This is a genomic window from Novosphingobium sp. (genome assembly GCF_037133355.1).
GTDB lineage: Bacteria > Pseudomonadota > Alphaproteobacteria > Sphingomonadales > Sphingomonadaceae > Novosphingobium.
On record NZ_JBAXOI010000009.1, the window covers coordinates 59,808 to 74,368 of the forward strand.

Consider the following 14,561-nt stretch of genomic DNA (forward strand, 5'->3'; position numbering starts at 1 on the left):
CGCTTGGCAGCAGCCCACCCCCGGCCCCTCCCGCAAGCGGGAGGGGGGATTTAGGTCAGCGCGAGATGGCCATGTCGCCCGAGGTGAAGCCCGGGCCGCTCGGCAGATCGGTGTGGCGGGCATACTCGATGCGGGCGACGGCGCGGGCGTGGACTTCGTCCGGACCGTCCGCGAGGCGCAGCGTGCGCTGGTGGGCATAGGCTTCGGCAAGGCCGAAGTCCTCCGAGACACCGCCGCCGCCGTGGGCCTGGATCGCATCGTCGATGATGCGCAGCGCCATGTTGGGCGCCTGCACCTTGATCATCGCGATTTCGAGCGCGGCGGCCTTGTTGCCGACCTTGTCCATCATGTCTGCGGCTTTCAGGCAGAGCAGGCGGGTCATCTCGATATCGATGCGGGCGCGTGCGATGCGCTCTTCCCACACCGACTGCTCGGAAATCCGCTTGCCGAAAGCGACGCGCGACTGGAGGCGGCGGGCCATCTTCCCCAGCGCTTCCTCGGCGACGCCGATGGTGCGCATGCAATGGTGGATGCGGCCCGGCCCGAGGCGCCCTTGTGCGATTTCGAACCCGCGGCCTTCGCCGAGCACGACGTTGGAGACGGGGACGCGGACGTTTTCGAGCAGCACTTCCATGTGGCCGTGCGGCGCATCGTCATAGCCGAACACGGGGAGGTGGCGCAGGATATTGACGCCGGGCGAGTCCATGGGGACGAGCACCTGCGACTGCTGCGCGTGGCGCTTGGCCGAGGTGTCGGTCTTGCCCATGACGATGGCGATCTTGCAGCGCGGATCGCCTAACCCTGAGGACCACCACTTGCGGCCGTTGATGACGTATTCGTCGCCCTCGCGCACCATGCGGGTTTCGATGTTGGTGGCGTCCGAAGAAGCGACGAGCGGCTCGGTCATCAGGAAGGCGGAGCGGATTTCACCGTTCATCAGCGGGCGCAGCCACTGCTCCTTCTGTTCAGCCGTGCCGTAGCGGTGGAACACTTCCATGTTGCCGGTATCGGGCGCGGAACAATTGAACACTTCGCTGGCCCAGCCGATGCGGCCCATTTCCTCGGCGCAGAGCGCGTATTCGAGATTGGTGAGGCCGGGGCCTTCGAACTCGAACGTTTCATCGACGTGGTGGTGGCCGCCGTTGCGCGGAGGCATGAACAGGTTCCAGATGCCGGCGGCCTTGGCCCGGGCCTTCTCTTCCTCGACAACCTGCAGCACCTTCCAGCGGCCGCCGGTGGCCTGCTCGGCCTTGTAATCCTTGTGACGCGGGCGGACGTTGGTCTCGATGAAATCGCGGACGCGGTCGCGCCAGTAGACCTGCCGTTCGGTGGGTTCGAAATCCATGTTTGCTCTCCTGCGGTGCGGGCGTGTGGCACCACTTGTGATGTTGATTTAATCTGTCGGTTAAACCTCGCGCCAGATCAAGCGTGGAGATTGATCGCGCTCTGTTTTTTCAGCCTGCCGCCTTCGCGGCCGCCTTCATCTGGCGCAGCGCTTCGAACATGTCAGGCATTTCGGGGTCCCACGAATGGCGCGGGCCGATGGTAAGGCCGCCATCGACGATGAGCGAGGTGCCGTTCACGAAGCCGGCGGCCTCGCTGCACAGGAACAACACCGCCTCGGCAATGTCTGTCGGCTGGCCGCCGCGCGCGACGGGCTGGGCGGCCTGGCTCATCATCGCGATGGCGCCCTTGGCCTGTGCTTCGAGTTCAGCGGGCACATCCAATGAGGTGGTGAAGATGTTGGTGTTGATGAAGCCGGGCTGGACCGCGTTGACGCGGATCTGGTGGCGGGCAAGATCGGCGGCGCTCGTCTTGGTGAGGTGAAGTACGCCAGCTTTCGCCACGGCATAGGCGTTGGGCGAATAGCCGGGGCCGACGGCGGCGACCGAGGAGGTGTTGACGATGGCGGCGCCCTTGCGGCCGATCATGTGGGGCACGGCATAGCGGATGCCGAAAGCGACCGAGCGCAGCAGGAGGTCCATCGTGCGGTCCCAGCCGGCGGGCTCGATTTCATCGATCTTGGCCATGTCGCCGCCCGCGCCCGCGTTGTTGAACACGGCATCGATCCCGCCGGTTTCGGCGGCGGCGCGGTCCATCAGGGCCTTGATGTCCTCGCACTTGGTAACGTCGCAGCGCACAGTGTGGACTTCGCCGTTGGATTCGGCAGCGGTTGCGGCAAGGCCTGCCTCGTCGATGTCGGCGGCGTAGACCTTGGCACCCTCTGCCGCGAACTGCAGCGCGGTGGCGCGGCCGATGCCCGATGCCGCGCCGGTGACGACAACGGTCTTGTTGTGGAATCGCATGGGAACCTCTCCGTGTTTTATGATTTTGGCGGGAGCTTAGGCTGATGCGGCCCTTCGTCAATGCTCATCGGCTTGACGCTACGGCATGCAAGGGCTGCGCGATTGGCGGAAAACCTTGGCAAAATCGGCGCTTGCCAGCGCGCTCCGACTCGCCTTAACCTCTCGATTAAGAGAGGAGCAAAAGCCATGTCAGAGCTGGAAGCCTTCCGCGCGGAAATCCGCGCGTGGATCGAAGCGAACTGCCCGGCGGAGATGCGCACCCCCGTTCAGAGCGAGGATGACATCTGCTGGGGCGGGCGCAATTTCGTGTTCAAGAACGCGGCGCAGAAGGCCTGGATGGAGGTCTGCGCGGCCAAGGGTTATACCGTGCCGGACTGGCCGGTGGCCTATGGCGGCGCAGGGATGAACCCGGCCGAGGCCAAGGTCTGGCGCGAGGAAATGGCGCGCGCCGGGGCGCGGCCGCCGCTTTCGAGCTTCGGCATCTGGATGCTGGGGCCGGCGCTGCTGAAATTCGGCACCGAGGAACAGAAGGTCCATTATCTGGGGCAAGTGGCGCGCGGGGAAATCCGTTGGTGCCAAGGCTATTCGGAGCCGGGTTCGGGGTCTGACCTTGTTTCGCTCCAGACTTATGGTGAGGATAAGGGCGATCACTGGGTCGTGAACGGCCAGAAGATCTGGACGAGCTACGCCGACAAGGCCGACTGGATCTTCTGCCTGGTGCGCACCGACAAGGCGAACACCTATCAGGGCATCAGCTTCCTGCTGTTCGACATGACAACGCCGGGCGTGACGACCAAGCCGATCAAGCTGATCAGCGGATCATCGCCCTTCTGCGAGACGTTTTTCGACAACGTGAAGGTGCCCAAGACGCAGATCGTCGGCCAGCTCAATCGCGGCTGGGACGTGGCAAAGTATCTGCTCGGCCACGAGCGCGAGATGATCTCGGGCGCGGGTGGCGGCGAGCAGACAAGCACGGTCGGCAAGGTGTTGACGCGCAATGGTCTGGATGATCCGATGCTGCGGGCGGAACTTGCCGCATTCGATATCGATGCGCTGGCCTTTGCGGCGATGGGCGAGAAGTTCCTCGACGAAATCAAGGTGGGCAAGGCGCATCCGGCGCAGCCCAACATGATGAAATACGCCGGGACCGAGCTCAACAAGCGGCGGCATGAACTGCTGATGGCGGCGGGCGGCAGCACGGCGCTGGAATGGGACAGCGAGGCAACGCGCGGCGGGGCACCGGCGCGGAGTTGGCTGCGGACCAAGGCCAATTCGATCGAGGGCGGCACGAGCGAGGTCATGCTCAACGTCGTCGCCAAGCGCATTCTCGAATTGCCGGGGGCCTGATCCCATGCCGCTGTACTACACCGAAGATCAGGCCATGCTGGCCGATAGCGTCACCGGCTTCATGGCCGATGAAGGCGGGATCAAGAAGCAGCTGCGCCACTGGCGCGACATCAATTGCAAGGACGGCTTCGGGCACGGCCTGTGGAAGCAGTTCGCCGAAATGGGCCTGACCGGCATGCTCGCGGCGGAAGCCGATGGCGGGCTGGCCATGGGGCATGTCGAGGCGGGGATCGTGCTGGCCGAGATTGGCCGGAACCTCACGCCCTCGCCGTTCCTGACGACCTCGGTGATGGGCGTGACGGCGCTGTCCGAAGCTTCGGACGACCTGCGCGGGCGCTGGCTGCCGGGCATCGTTGCGGGCGAGACGGTGCTCGCGGTCGCCATCGATGAAGGCGCCAAGCACAAGCCGGACAAGATTGCCTGCCGCGCCGAGCGTGCGGGCAACGGCTTCCGCCTGACGGGGGCCAAGGACTTCGTGATCCACGGGACTTCGGCTGACGCGATCATCGTGGCCGCGCGCACCTCGGGCAGCGACAGCGATGCGGATGGCGTGACACTCTTTGCCGTGCCCAAGGATGCGGCAGGCATCGGCCACAATGCGGTGCGGCTGGTCGATAGCGCGATGGCGAGCCATGTGCGGTTCGACGGGGTGGAGCTCGACGGCTCGACCGTGATCGGCGAAGTCGATGGCGGGCGCGCCTTGCTCAACAAGGTGCTGAGCGCAGGGCGCATCGGCGCGGCGGCGGAGCAGACCGGCGTCGGCAGCGGGGCCTTCGCGATGACCACGACCTATCTCAAGACGCGCAAGCAGTTCGGCAAGCTGATCGGCGAGTTCCAGGCGCTGCAGCACCGCGCGGCGCACCTCTATTCCGAGCTCGAGATCGCCGAGGCAGTGGTGATCAAGGCGCAGCAGCTGCTCGATGGCGGGTCCGAGCGGGCCGAGCTGATGGTCTCGGTGGCCAAGGCCAAGGCCGCGCGGGTGTGCAACCTGGCAGTGCGCGAAGGCGTGCAGATGCACGGCGGCGTGGGCATGACCGACGAATACGACATCGGGCTCTACATGAAGCGCGAGCGCGCGCTGACCGAGTTCATGGGCGATGCCAACTACCATGCCGAGCGCGTTGCGCAGCTCAGCGGTTATTGAGGAACGGACAGATGGATTTTGCCAAGCTTTTCAGCCTTGAAGGCCGCGTTGCGGTGGTGACGGGCGGCTCGCGCGGGATCGGGCGGATGATTGCCGAAGGCTTCATCGCCGCGGGCTGCGCGCGCGTTTATATCACGGCGCGCAAGGCGGCAGTGGTGGAAGCGACGGCAGCGGAGTTGGGGCCAAACTGCATCGCGCTGCCGGGCGACATCTCGACATACGCCGGGATCGAGGCGCTGGCCGAGGATCTGGCGCAGCGCGAGAGCCATATCGACATTCTGGTCAACAATGCCGGCGTGGCCTGGGGTGCGGAGTTCGATGATTTCCCGGAAATGGGCTGGGACAAGGTGATGAACCTCAACGTCAAGACGCCCTTCTTCCTGACGCAGAAGCTTCACGGGCTGCTGAAGGCTGGGGCGACGGACCACGCTGCGAAGGTGATCAACATCGCCTCGATCGACGGCCTGCGCGTCAACCCCTGGGAGACCTACAGCTATCAGGCTTCGAAAGCAGCGCTGGTGCACCTGACGCGGCGCATGGCGGCGAAGCTGGTGAAGGACAACATCATCGTCAACGCGATCTGCCCGGGCGCGTTTGCCTCTGAAATGAACAAGGCGGCGGCGAACAATCCGGAAGCCTCGGCGCGGGGCATTCCGCTGAAGCGCATCGGCAATCTGGAAGACATGGCCGGCGGCGCGATCTTCCTCGCGAGCCGCGCGGGCGACTATGTGATCGGCACGCCGCTGCCGATCGATGGCGGCATCGTGAACGCCTATATTCCGGAAAACCATATCAACCCACTCGGGGAGTAATGCCGATGGCTCGCGCGGTTCACCAGCTTGCCGATGGGTTCCACTTCGGCGAGGGGCCGCGCTGGCATGAGGGCCGGTTGTGGTTCAGCGATTTCTACAGCCATACGATCCGCTCGGTCGATCTGGCGGGGGATCATCGCATTGAACTGGAGCTTGACGACCAGCCATCGGGGCTGGGCTGGATGCCGGATGGCTCGCTGCTTTTCGTATCCATGCGCAAGCGGCAGGTTTGGCGGCGCTGGCCGGACGGACGGCTGGCGCTGCATGCCGATATCGCGGAGCTGACCGCGCATCTGTGCAACGACATGGTCGTGGACGGCGAGGGCCGCGCCTACGTCGGCAACTTCGGGTTCGATCTCGACCATGAACTGCGCATGCGGGGCGTGGGCGCGGTGCTGGCCGACCATACCAAGGCCAATCTGGTGCTTGTGCAAGCGGATGGCAGCGTTTCGGTGGGGGCGCCGGACCTGAGCTTCCCCAACGGCACGGTGATCACGCCCGACGGCAAGACGCTGATCGTGGGCGAGACGCTGGGCGCGCGGCTGACGGCGTTTGATATCGGTGCGGATGGTGCGCTTTCGGGGCGGCGCGTGTGGGCCGAGACCGCGCCGCGCGTGCCGGACGGCATCGCGCTCGATGCTGAAGGCGCGATCTGGATCGCCAACCCGCTGGCGCCGGAATGCGCACGGATCGGCGAGGGCGGGGCGGTTCTGGAGGTCGTCTCGACCGGCGAGATGCCCTGCTATGCCTGCATGCTGGGCGGGCCGGAGGGGCGGCACCTGTTCATGCTCTGCGCGCCGAGCAGCGATGCCGAGGTGGCGAAGAGCGCGGCAAAGGGCGTGGTGCTGGTGGCGGAAGTTGATGTGGCCCGGGCTGGGCTGCCTTGAGCGCGAGCGAAGCAGAAGCGGCGTGGGGCATCGGCGAGCGCGAGCTTGCGATCACGCGCTGGATCGCGGCGACGCGACCGCAGGTGTTCAAGGCATGGTCAGATGCGGCCCTGTTCCGGAAATGGTGGGTGCCGGAGGGCTTCGGCATCACCATGCTGGAATGCGATATCGATCTGCGCACTGGAGGCTCGTACCGGTTGGTCTATGCCTTCGGTGATGCCGGCGAGATGGCGTTTCACGGGATCTATCCCGAGGTCGTGCCGGATGCCCACATTGTCTGGACCAATGCCGAGGACCCGGACGGGGCGCTGACGACCGTAACCTTCGCTGATCAGGGCGGCGGAACCCTGCTCACCTTGCACGAGCACTATCCATCGAAAGAGGCGCGCGACGAGGCGCTGGTGGGCTCGGCGCTGGCCTTGCCGCAGCAACTCGGGCAGTTGGCGGCGCTGCTGGGGGTCTGAGCCCTCCTTGGTCATCATCGTAGCGAAGCAATCCAGAGCGCTTGTGCACCACCGCTCTGGATTGCTTCGTCGCTTCGCTCCTCGCAATGACGAGGGGTGGGGGACAGGTCTGGCTTGGGGTGTTGGCGCGGCGCAGGCAGTGCGCCCTACGGCCGCATCAGTTCGCGTACGAAGCCGATCAGGTCGGTCTGGCGGGCGCGCTTCATGCGTTCGGCGTGGAGGATCTCGCGCACCTTGTCGAAGCACTGGTCGATATCGTCATTGACGACCACGTAGTCGTAGCCGTCCCAGTGGCTGATTTCAGCGCGGGCGCGTTCCATGCGGGCGGCGATGACATCTGCGCTGTCAGTCCCGCGTCCCGTCAGGCGGCGGCGCAGTTCGTCGATGCTGGGGGGCAGGAGGAACACGCGCACGACATCGGTTTCAAGCTTCTGGTAAAGCTGCTGTGTGCCCTGCCAGTCGATATCGAAGAGGAAATCGTGGCCCTCGCGCAGGCCCGCCTTCACCTGGGCCTTGGGGGTGCCGTAGCTGTGGCCGAAGACGTGCGCCCATTCGAGAAATAGATCTTCCTCGACCATGCGGTCGAACTCGGCCTGGGTGACGAAGTGGTAGTCTTTCCCGTCGACCTCGCCGGGGCGCATCGGGCGGGTGGTGGCCGAGACCGAGAGGCGGATCGCGGAATCGGCCTCGAGGAGCATGCGCGAAATCGTCGTCTTGCCTGCGCCCGAGGGCGAGGAGAGGATGAACATGAGGCCGCGGCGATGGAGCGCGTCGGAATGCTGGGTCATGCGCGCTGTTGGCGCATGGCAGGCGTTTCGGTCAAGCCTTGCGGTTTTTGCGGTGGTTGTGAAGCGTCTTGGCGAGCAGCGCGCCGCCGACGATGATGGCACCGGGTACCGAGCGCGTGGCGATGCGGGTGGCGGCGGCGGTCAGCAGGCGGGTGCCGAGGCCGCGCTTGGCTTTAGGCGCTTTTGCTGCCGTTTCCGCGGCCTTGGCACCGGCGGCACGCGCCGCGCTTTTCAGCGCTTCGGGCGCGGCGCCGAGGATGCCGCGATCGACGCTGCGTTTCAGCAAGGTGGAGCCGGCGCGCATGGCGATGCCGGCAAGGATCGTGCGGGTAAGCGGGGTGACGGGATCAGGCGGCGAATCGGGAGTCGCTTGCGCCGCTGGGGCCTTCTCGCCGGGGGCGCTCACTTCTTGCGGCCGAAATCCACGGTGACGACGTTGGAGCCATCGTCAGGCCCGGCCGGTTCGGAGCCTTCGGGCGAATCGTTCTCGGCATCGAAGGGCGGCTCGTCCTCGTCATCTTCCTCACCGGCGGTCTGGAACTGGAGGCCGAAATCGACTGCCGGATCGACGAAAGCGGTGATCGCGCTGAAGGGAATCACGAGCGTCGAGGGGATCTGGTTGAATGAAAGGCCGACGCTGAAGCCTTCGTCGGTAACCTTGAGTTCCCAGAACTTGTTCTGGAGGACGATGGTCATCTCGTCCGGAAAGCGCTCCTTGAGGCGCTGCGGGATCGCGACGCCGGGTGCGCCGGTCTTGAAGGTGATATAGAAATGGTGGTTGCCCGGAAGCGTGCCGCCCGAGCTTTCGACCTGGCCCAGGACACGGCCGACGACGGCGCGCAGGGCCTCCTGCACGATTTCGTCATAGGGGATCAGGCTGTCGGGCGCGTCACTCATGGCCCTTAGGGTGGCTTGGAGCCGCGCGCGGGTCAAGAGGGCGCGACGTGCAGGCGATTGATTCTGCCCGGAAGTGGCCTATAGGCGACCCCCATGCGCACCGGATCGATCACCCGCACCACGCACGAGACCGACATCAGGGTGGCGGTGAACCTCGATGGCACCGGCACCTACGATGTGAACACCGGAATCGGCTTTCTCGATCACATGATCGAGCAGTTCAGCCGCCACTCGCTGATCGACGTCACGTGCCATGTTAAGGGCGACCTCCACGTCGACCAGCACCACACGACCGAGGACAGCGCGATTGCGCTGGGACAGGCGATTTCCCAGGCGCTCGGCGACAAGAAGGGCATCACCCGCTACGGCATGGCCTATTCGCCGATGGACGAGGCCCTGGCGCGCGTGGCGCTCGATATCTCGGGGCGGCCGGTGCTGGTGTGGAAGGCGGAATTTACCCAGCCGCGCCTTGGCGAGATGGATACCGAGCTGTTCGAGCACTGGTTCCAGTCGATCGCGCAGGCCGCCGGGATCACGCTGCATATCGAATGCCTCTACGGCTCGAACAATCATCACGTGATCGAGGGCATCTTCAAGGGCTTTGCCCGGGCGATGCGCGGTGCGGTCGAGATCGATCCCCGGAAGGGCGATGCGGTGCCCAGCACCAAGGGCATCCTCGGTGGCTGAAGTGCTTGCCTTGGTGGACTATGGCGCCGGAAACCTGCGCTCGGTCGCCAACGCGCTGAAGGCAGCCGGTGCGGAAGGGGTGGCGGTGACAGCCGATCCCAGCGTGGTGCGCGCGGCGGACCGGATCGTGCTGCCGGGCGTCGGTGCGTTCAAAGCCTGCATCGAGGCATTGAGGGGCGTGCAGGGGCTGGTCGAGGCAATGACCGAGCGCGTGCTGGTGGGCGGCGCGCCGTTCCTTGGCATTTGCGTGGGCATGCAATTGCTGGCGGACCGGGGCATCGAATTCGGCGTGACCGAGGGGCTCGGCTGGATCGGCGGCGAAGTGCGCGCGATCGAGCGAACTGATCCGCGGATCAAGGTGCCGCACATGGGCTGGAACGATGTGGAGCCGATGCACCACAATGCGCTGATCGTGCCGGGTGAGGCCTATTTCCTGCATTCCTACCACTTCGTACCCGAGGAAGGCGCGAGCGTGGCGGCGATGACCGACCATGGCGGCGGGCTCGTCGCAGCGGTGGGGCGCGACAATGTGCTGGGGGTGCAGTTCCATCCCGAGAAGAGCCAGGACTATGGGCTGGCGATGCTTGGGCGGTTTCTGGAGTGGAAGCCTTGATCGTTTTTCCCGCGATTGACCTCAAAGCCGGACAAGTCGTGCGTCTCGCCGAGGGCGATATGGCGCGTGCGACGGTCTATGGCGATGATCCGGCGGCGCAGGCGATGCTGTTTGCCGAGGCCGGGTCGCAGTATCTCCATGTGGTTGACCTCGACGGCGCGTTCGCTGGTGAGGCGGTAAACCGCGCGGCAGTCGAGGGCATCCTCAAGGTGTTCCCCGGGCACGTGCAGCTGGGTGGGGGCATTCGAAATCCGATTGCCGTCGATGGCTGGTTCGATCTCGGCGTGAGCCGGGTGGTGATCGGGACGGCGGCTTTGAAGGACCCCGAGTTCGTGAAGGATATGGCCAAGGCCTATACGGGCGGGATCGTGGTGGCGGTCGATGCGCGCGACGGGATGGTCGCGACGGAAGGGTGGGCCGAGGTTTCCGACGTTTCGATCGTCGATATGGCGCGGCGGTTCGAGGATGCGGGCGTGGCCTCGATCCTGTTTACCGATGTGGGGCGCGATGGGCTGCTCAAGGGCTGCAATATCGACGCGACGCTGGACCTTGCGCGCGCGACGCGGCTGCCGGTGATCGCCAGCGGCGGGGTGAAGGGCATCGACGATATCCGGATGCTCAAGATCCACGAGGCGGACGGGATCGAGGGCGTGATTACCGGGCGGGCGCTGTTTGAAGGGCGGCTCGATCTTGCTGCCGCGATTGCGATGGCCGAGGCGTAAATTGTTTGCTCTCTCCTCTTCAGGGGAGAGATACGGAGGCTTGGTGCACAGCGCCTAGCCGGAGTTGAGAGGGGCAGGCGCAGCGCAAGTTCCCCTCTCCCAACCCTCTCCCCTGAAGGGGAGAGGGCTTTTGGAAGGAGTGCCATGACCGTCCGTATCCGCGTCATTCCCTGCCTTGATGTGCGCGATGGGCGCGTGGTGAAGGGCGTGAATTTTGTCGATCTGCGCGATGCCGGCGATCCGGTCGAGCAGGCGCGGGCCTATGACAAGGCGGGCGCGGACGAGTTGTGTTTCCTTGATATCTCGGCGACGCACGAGGGGCGCGGGACGCTGCTCGATGTCGTCGCGCGCACGGCCGAGGTGTGCTTCATGCCGCTGACCGTGGGCGGCGGGGTGCGTGACCCGGAGGACGCACGGGCGCTGCTCTTGGCAGGTGCGGACAAGGTCGCGGTCAATTCGGCGGCGGTCGCGCGGCCCGAACTGGTGCGCGATATTGCCGAGCGGTTTGGCGCGCAGTGCGTGGTCGGCTCGGTCGATGCGCGGCGCACGGGCCCCGGCAAGTGGGAGATATTCACGCACGGCGGGCGGCGGCCGACGGGCATCGATGCGTTGTCGCATGCCGAGAACCTCGCAAAGCTGGGTGCTGGCGAACTGCTGGTGACCTCGATGGACGGCGACGGAACGCAGGCGGGCTATGATCTGGAATTGACGCGGCGGATTGCCGATGCGGTGTCGGTGCCGGTGATCGCGAGCGGGGGAGTCGGCAATCTGGAGCATCTCGTCGCAGGGGTGACCGAGGGGCACGCCAGCGCAGTGCTGGCGGCTTCGATCTTCCACTTCGGCACACACTCGATTGCCGAGGCGCATGCCGCCTTGCGCGCGGCGGGGATTCCGGCGCGGGGGTGAGGCCCTGAAGGGATTGCGCTTGTTTGAGAGCCCCCCTGGGGTGGCTCCGCTGGCGAGGAGCGGAAGCGGAACTGTCGGGTTTTTTACGATCGGCAGTTTGGCGCGTGAGGCGTTAACCACTGGAATTACGGTGTTTCCTTGGTTTCGAGGGGCGTGGCACAGGGTTTGCATTAACTTTTTGTGATGCGTCACCCGGGAAGCCAAAACGTGCTGCGCACTGTGCCGATTGCCCTGATTCTGATGCTTGCCCCTGCCGGCGCCGCGCTGGCGCAAGTCTCCTCGACAAGTGGCGGGACCGCCGTCCCCGAACCGACCAATATCACGCTCTTCGCCATCGGCCTGGCAGGCCTGATCATCGGGCGCCGGGTGGCCAAGCGCAAGGACTGAGCTTGCCAGCTTGACCTTGCTGAGGCGGCGCGCCATGCCCGCCGGGATGGACGAAACCACTCTTCTTGCCCGGCTGGAAGCCACGATTGCGGCACGGCGTGCGGGCGATCCCGGCTCCAGCTATGTCGCCAGGCTCCACGCCAAAGGGCGCGGCAAGATGGCGCAGAAGGTGGGCGAGGAAGCGACCGAAGTCGTGATCGCGGCGCTGACCGGGACCCCCGAGGCGCTGACAGGCGAGGCGGCGGACCTACTGTTCCATCTCCTCGTGCTGCTCGGCGATTGCGGGGTCAGCCTTGCCGATGTGACCGCGGAACTGGAGCGGCGCGAGGGCATGTCCGGGATTGCCGAGAAAGCCAGCAGGAGTTCGTGACCATGGCGGTCGATGCCACCCAGCCTTATGACGACCAGAACGTTTTCGCGAAGATTCTGCGCGGGGAGATTCCTTGCCGCAAGGTCTTCGAGGACGAGTGGACCCTCGCTTTCCACGATATCAACCCGCAGTCGCCGACGCATATTCTGGTTATCCCCAAGGGCGCCTACGTAAGCTGGGACGACTTTTCAGCGCGGGCTTCGGATGCGGAGATCACCGGGTTCGTGCGCGCGGTAGGGCATGTGGCTCGGGCTGCCGGGCTGGTGGCGCCCGGGTATCGGCTGCTCGCGAATACCGGCACCAACAGCCACCAGGAAGTGCCGCATCTGCATGTGCATGTGTTTGCGGGGCGGCAACTGGGGCCGCTGCTGGCACGGGTGGATTGAAGGGGAAGCCTACCCCCGACCCCTCCCGCATGCGGGAGGGGAGAAGAAGACAGCATTAAGCTCCTCTCCCACTTGCGTGAGGGGCTTGGGTAGGCCCCGCGACTGCCTGGCACAGGCCTTCGGCGCGCATGCTTAACAATTCCCCGCCTTTGATCTTGCCCTGCGACTCGCCGGGAGGCTAGGACAGCGGCGCCCATGCCGAACCCCGCCCCCCCTTCCGGCTGCTTCGACGGCGCGCGTCACCTCTATGCGGTGCGCGTCTATTTCGAGGACACCGATCTTTCGGGTGTGGTCTATCACGCCAACTATCTGCGCTGGTTCGAACGCGCCCGGTCCGACATGCTGCGCCTCCTTGGCATCGACCAGCGCGCCGCGCAGGAGGCGGGGGAGGGAGCCTTTGCGGTGACCGACCTCGCGCTTCGGTATCTACGCCCGGCGCGGCTCGATGACGATGTGCTGATCGAAAGCACTGTCGCCGAGGTTTCGCGCGTCACCTGTACGCTTGTCCAGAAGGCGCTGCTTGGCAACGGGCTGCTTTGCGAGGCGCGGGTGCGGGTTGCCTTCGTTTCGCCCGGCGGGCGGGCGCGGCGGCAGCCTGCCCAGTTTACCGCCGCTTTCACGTCGCTTCTTGCGCTCCCCCCTGAAGGGTCTGATCTCCCATGATGCTTTCCGTTCTTGCTGCTGCCGTGCCCGTTGCTGCCGGGGCGACCGCGGGCATGCCGACCCGGCTGAATCCGGTGGCGCTGTTCCTCCACGCCGATATCGTTGTGCAGGTGGTGATGGGCGCGCTGGTGCTCGCCTCGATCTGGGTCTGGATGATCGTGATCGCCTTCTCGCTGCGCATGAGCCGGGTGCAGCGCCAATGCGACAAGTATGAAACCGCGTTCTGGGAAGCGCGCGATGTCGATGCCTTCCACAAGGAGAACGGCACCAAGGATGTGCCGAGCGCGCGGATCGTGACGGTGGCGCTGGCCGAATGGCGGCGGTCCACATCGGGCCGCACGATCGACCGCGAGGGCACGCGCCAGCGGCTCAATTCGGCAATGGAAAGCGCGGTGACGGCAGAGGCGGACCGGCTGGCGGGGCGGCTCAATTTCCTTGCGACGGTGGGCTCGGTTGCTCCCTTTGTGGGCCTGTTCGGAACGGTCTGGGGGATCATGGACAGCTTCTTCAACATCGGCGCGCAGCAGAATTCCTCGCTCGCGGTGGTGGCGCCGGGCATTTCCGAAGCGCTGTTCGCCACCGCCATTGGCCTGTTCGCGGCGATCCCGGCCGTGATTGCCTACAACCGCTTCTCGCACCGGGTGAACCGCTTCGAGACCCGGCTGTTCCGCTTTGCCGACCGCTTCCATTCGACCTTGAGCCGCGAGCTGGAGCAGTAAGGTCATGGCGATGAACACGGCCTCCGGCGGCGGACGGCGAGGGCGGCGGGTCCGCGGGCGAGGCGCGGCGATGAGCGAGATCAACGTGACGCCGCTGGTCGACGTCATGCTCGTGCTCCTCATCATCTTCATGGTCACCGCGCCGATGCTGACGGCCGGCGTGCCGATCGACTTGCCCGACAGTCGTGCCGAGGCGCTGAAGACCGAGCAGAAGACCGTGACGGTGAGCATGGACGGCGAAGGGCGTGTGTTCCTCGACGATCAGGAACTTGCACCGGGCGAGCTCTCCGACCGGCTGGCGGGGCTGGCGGCGGATGGGCCGGGAGGAAAGGCCCCACTCGTCACGCTGCGTGCGGACCGCGGCCTTGACTATGGCCGCGTGGTCGCGGTCATGGGCGCGCTCAATGCGGCGGGGTTCAAGTCGATCTCGCTGGTCACCAACGGTTCAGTCACGGCACCCTAA

The 14,561-nt window shown here is 65.6% G+C and carries 20 protein-coding genes; 15 read left to right on the forward strand and 5 right to left on the reverse strand.

Going from position 1 to position 14,561, the window contains the following annotated elements; genetic code table 11:
* Positions 1-55: 55 nt before the first annotated feature.
* Complete coding sequence (locus WCL10_RS10810; protein ID WP_336895649.1) at positions 56-1,345, reverse strand: acyl-CoA dehydrogenase family protein; 1,290 nt, start codon at positions 1,343-1,345, stop codon at positions 56-58.
* Between the two features lie 109 nt (positions 1,346-1,454).
* Positions 1,455-2,306 (reverse strand): SDR family NAD(P)-dependent oxidoreductase, encoded by an 852-nt coding sequence (locus WCL10_RS10815; RefSeq protein WP_336895650.1) that lies wholly within the window; start codon positions 2,304-2,306, stop codon positions 1,455-1,457.
* A gap of 186 nt (positions 2,307-2,492) precedes the next feature.
* On the opposite strand from WCL10_RS10815, the gene WCL10_RS10820 reads away from it, so the two are divergent.
* The 5 genes from WCL10_RS10820 to WCL10_RS10840 are packed head-to-tail and all read left to right on the forward strand — an operon-like array spanning position 2,493 to position 6,960.
* On the forward strand, positions 2,493-3,653 hold the full coding sequence (locus WCL10_RS10820; protein WP_336895651.1) for an acyl-CoA dehydrogenase family protein: 1,161 nt from the start codon (positions 2,493-2,495) through the stop codon (positions 3,651-3,653).
* Positions 3,654-3,657: 4 nt separating this feature from the next.
* Positions 3,658-4,797 carry an acyl-CoA dehydrogenase family protein gene (locus WCL10_RS10825; protein WP_336895652.1) on the forward strand — a complete coding sequence of 380 codons (1,140 nt, stop codon included), beginning with the start codon at positions 3,658-3,660 and terminating at the stop codon, positions 4,795-4,797.
* A gap of 11 nt (positions 4,798-4,808) precedes the next feature.
* Complete coding sequence (locus WCL10_RS10830; RefSeq protein ID WP_336895653.1) at positions 4,809-5,609, forward strand: SDR family oxidoreductase; 801 nt, start codon at positions 4,809-4,811, stop codon at positions 5,607-5,609.
* A gap of 5 nt (positions 5,610-5,614) precedes the next feature.
* Positions 5,615-6,496: an SMP-30/gluconolactonase/LRE family protein gene (locus WCL10_RS10835; RefSeq protein WP_336895654.1), complete on the forward strand. Its 882-nt coding sequence runs from the start codon at positions 5,615-5,617 to the stop codon at positions 6,494-6,496.
* Complete coding sequence (locus WCL10_RS10840; protein WP_336895655.1) at positions 6,493-6,960, forward strand: SRPBCC domain-containing protein; 468 nt, start codon at positions 6,493-6,495, stop codon at positions 6,958-6,960. The genes WCL10_RS10835 and WCL10_RS10840 overlap by 4 nt, the downstream gene beginning before the upstream one ends.
* Before the next feature lie 146 nt (positions 6,961-7,106).
* Here WCL10_RS10840 and gmk read toward each other — a convergent pair whose 3' ends face one another.
* From gmk to WCL10_RS10855, 3 genes are read right to left on the reverse strand one after another with little or no spacing between them, the layout of a single operon-like run.
* A complete protein-coding gene (gene gmk / locus WCL10_RS10845) occupies positions 7,107-7,748 on the reverse strand; it encodes a guanylate kinase (RefSeq protein ID WP_336895656.1) in 642 nt (213 codons plus the stop codon).
* A 31-nt stretch (positions 7,749-7,779) separates the two neighbouring features.
* Complete coding sequence (locus WCL10_RS10850; RefSeq protein ID WP_336895657.1) at positions 7,780-8,154, reverse strand: hypothetical protein; 375 nt, start codon at positions 8,152-8,154, stop codon at positions 7,780-7,782.
* Positions 8,151-8,645 (reverse strand): ClpXP protease specificity-enhancing factor SspB, encoded by a 495-nt coding sequence (locus WCL10_RS10855; RefSeq protein WP_336895658.1) that lies wholly within the window; start codon positions 8,643-8,645, stop codon positions 8,151-8,153. Before WCL10_RS10855 ends, WCL10_RS10850 begins: the two co-directional genes overlap by 4 nt.
* Before the next feature lie 93 nt (positions 8,646-8,738).
* On the opposite strand from WCL10_RS10855, the gene hisB reads away from it, so the two are divergent.
* The 10 genes from hisB to WCL10_RS10905 all read left to right on the forward strand — a co-directional run bounded on the left by hisB (position 8,739) and on the right by WCL10_RS10905 (position 14,561).
* A complete protein-coding gene (hisB, locus tag WCL10_RS10860; RefSeq protein WP_336895659.1) occupies positions 8,739-9,332 on the forward strand; it encodes an imidazoleglycerol-phosphate dehydratase HisB in 594 nt (197 codons plus the stop codon).
* Positions 9,325-9,945: an imidazole glycerol phosphate synthase subunit HisH gene (gene hisH / locus WCL10_RS10865; RefSeq protein ID WP_336895660.1), complete on the forward strand. Its 621-nt coding sequence runs from the start codon at positions 9,325-9,327 to the stop codon at positions 9,943-9,945. Before hisB ends, hisH begins: the two co-directional genes overlap by 8 nt.
* Positions 9,942-10,667, forward strand: a complete 726-nt coding sequence (gene hisA, locus WCL10_RS10870; RefSeq protein WP_336895661.1) for a 1-(5-phosphoribosyl)-5-[(5-phosphoribosylamino)methylideneamino]imidazole-4-carboxamide isomerase — start codon at positions 9,942-9,944, stop codon at positions 10,665-10,667. Before hisH ends, hisA begins: the two co-directional genes overlap by 4 nt.
* Positions 10,668-10,811: 144 nt before the next feature.
* Entirely contained in the window at positions 10,812-11,573 is a 762-nt protein-coding gene (hisF, locus tag WCL10_RS10875) for an imidazole glycerol phosphate synthase subunit HisF (RefSeq protein WP_336895662.1), read from the forward strand.
* 207 nt (positions 11,574-11,780) lie between these two features.
* A complete protein-coding gene (locus WCL10_RS10880) occupies positions 11,781-11,960 on the forward strand; it encodes a PEP-CTERM sorting domain-containing protein (RefSeq protein WP_336895663.1) in 180 nt (59 codons plus the stop codon).
* A 46-nt stretch (positions 11,961-12,006) separates the two neighbouring features.
* Positions 12,007-12,330 carry a phosphoribosyl-ATP diphosphatase gene (locus WCL10_RS10885; protein WP_336895664.1) on the forward strand — a complete coding sequence of 108 codons (324 nt, stop codon included), beginning with the start codon at positions 12,007-12,009 and terminating at the stop codon, positions 12,328-12,330.
* Between the two features lie 2 nt (positions 12,331-12,332).
* The gene (locus tag WCL10_RS10890; RefSeq protein WP_336895665.1) at positions 12,333-12,716 is read left to right on the forward strand and encodes a histidine triad nucleotide-binding protein; all 384 of its coding nucleotides are present in this window, start codon (positions 12,333-12,335) and stop codon (positions 12,714-12,716) included.
* A gap of 195 nt (positions 12,717-12,911) precedes the next feature.
* Complete coding sequence (locus tag WCL10_RS10895) at positions 12,912-13,379, forward strand: YbgC/FadM family acyl-CoA thioesterase (RefSeq protein WP_336895666.1); 468 nt, start codon at positions 12,912-12,914, stop codon at positions 13,377-13,379.
* The gene (tolQ, locus tag WCL10_RS10900; protein WP_336895667.1) at positions 13,376-14,098 is read left to right on the forward strand and encodes a protein TolQ; all 723 of its coding nucleotides are present in this window, start codon (positions 13,376-13,378) and stop codon (positions 14,096-14,098) included. Before WCL10_RS10895 ends, tolQ begins: the two co-directional genes overlap by 4 nt.
* 4 nt (positions 14,099-14,102) lie before the next feature.
* Positions 14,103-14,561 (forward strand): ExbD/TolR family protein, encoded by a 459-nt coding sequence (locus WCL10_RS10905; RefSeq protein ID WP_336895668.1) that lies wholly within the window; start codon positions 14,103-14,105, stop codon positions 14,559-14,561.

Coding starts and splice junctions, on each gene's coding strand:
- WCL10_RS10810 (WP_336895649.1), bottom strand. CDS start 1,345: ATGGATTTCGAACCCACCGAACGGCAGGTCTACTGGCGCGACCGCGTC.
- WCL10_RS10815 (WP_336895650.1), bottom strand. CDS start 2,306: ATGCGATTCCACAACAAGACCGTTGTCGTCACCGGCGCGGCATCGGGC.
- WCL10_RS10820 (WP_336895651.1), top strand. CDS start 2,493: ATGTCAGAGCTGGAAGCCTTCCGCGCGGAAATCCGCGCGTGGATCGAA.
- WCL10_RS10825 (WP_336895652.1), top strand. CDS start 3,658: ATGCCGCTGTACTACACCGAAGATCAGGCCATGCTGGCCGATAGCGTC.
- WCL10_RS10830 (WP_336895653.1), top strand. CDS start 4,809: ATGGATTTTGCCAAGCTTTTCAGCCTTGAAGGCCGCGTTGCGGTGGTG.
- WCL10_RS10835 (WP_336895654.1), top strand. CDS start 5,615: ATGGCTCGCGCGGTTCACCAGCTTGCCGATGGGTTCCACTTCGGCGAG.
- gmk (WP_336895656.1), bottom strand. CDS start 7,748: ATGACCCAGCATTCCGACGCGCTCCATCGCCGCGGCCTCATGTTCATC.
- WCL10_RS10855 (WP_336895658.1), bottom strand. CDS start 8,645: ATGAGTGACGCGCCCGACAGCCTGATCCCCTATGACGAAATCGTGCAG.
- hisB (WP_336895659.1), top strand. CDS start 8,739: ATGCGCACCGGATCGATCACCCGCACCACGCACGAGACCGACATCAGG.
- hisF (WP_336895662.1), top strand. CDS start 10,812: ATGACCGTCCGTATCCGCGTCATTCCCTGCCTTGATGTGCGCGATGGG.
- WCL10_RS10885 (WP_336895664.1), top strand. CDS start 12,007: ATGGACGAAACCACTCTTCTTGCCCGGCTGGAAGCCACGATTGCGGCA.
- WCL10_RS10890 (WP_336895665.1), top strand. CDS start 12,333: ATGGCGGTCGATGCCACCCAGCCTTATGACGACCAGAACGTTTTCGCG.
- WCL10_RS10895 (WP_336895666.1), top strand. CDS start 12,912: ATGCCGAACCCCGCCCCCCCTTCCGGCTGCTTCGACGGCGCGCGTCAC.
- tolQ (WP_336895667.1), top strand. CDS start 13,376: ATGATGCTTTCCGTTCTTGCTGCTGCCGTGCCCGTTGCTGCCGGGGCG.
- WCL10_RS10905 (WP_336895668.1), top strand. CDS start 14,103: ATGGCGATGAACACGGCCTCCGGCGGCGGACGGCGAGGGCGGCGGGTC.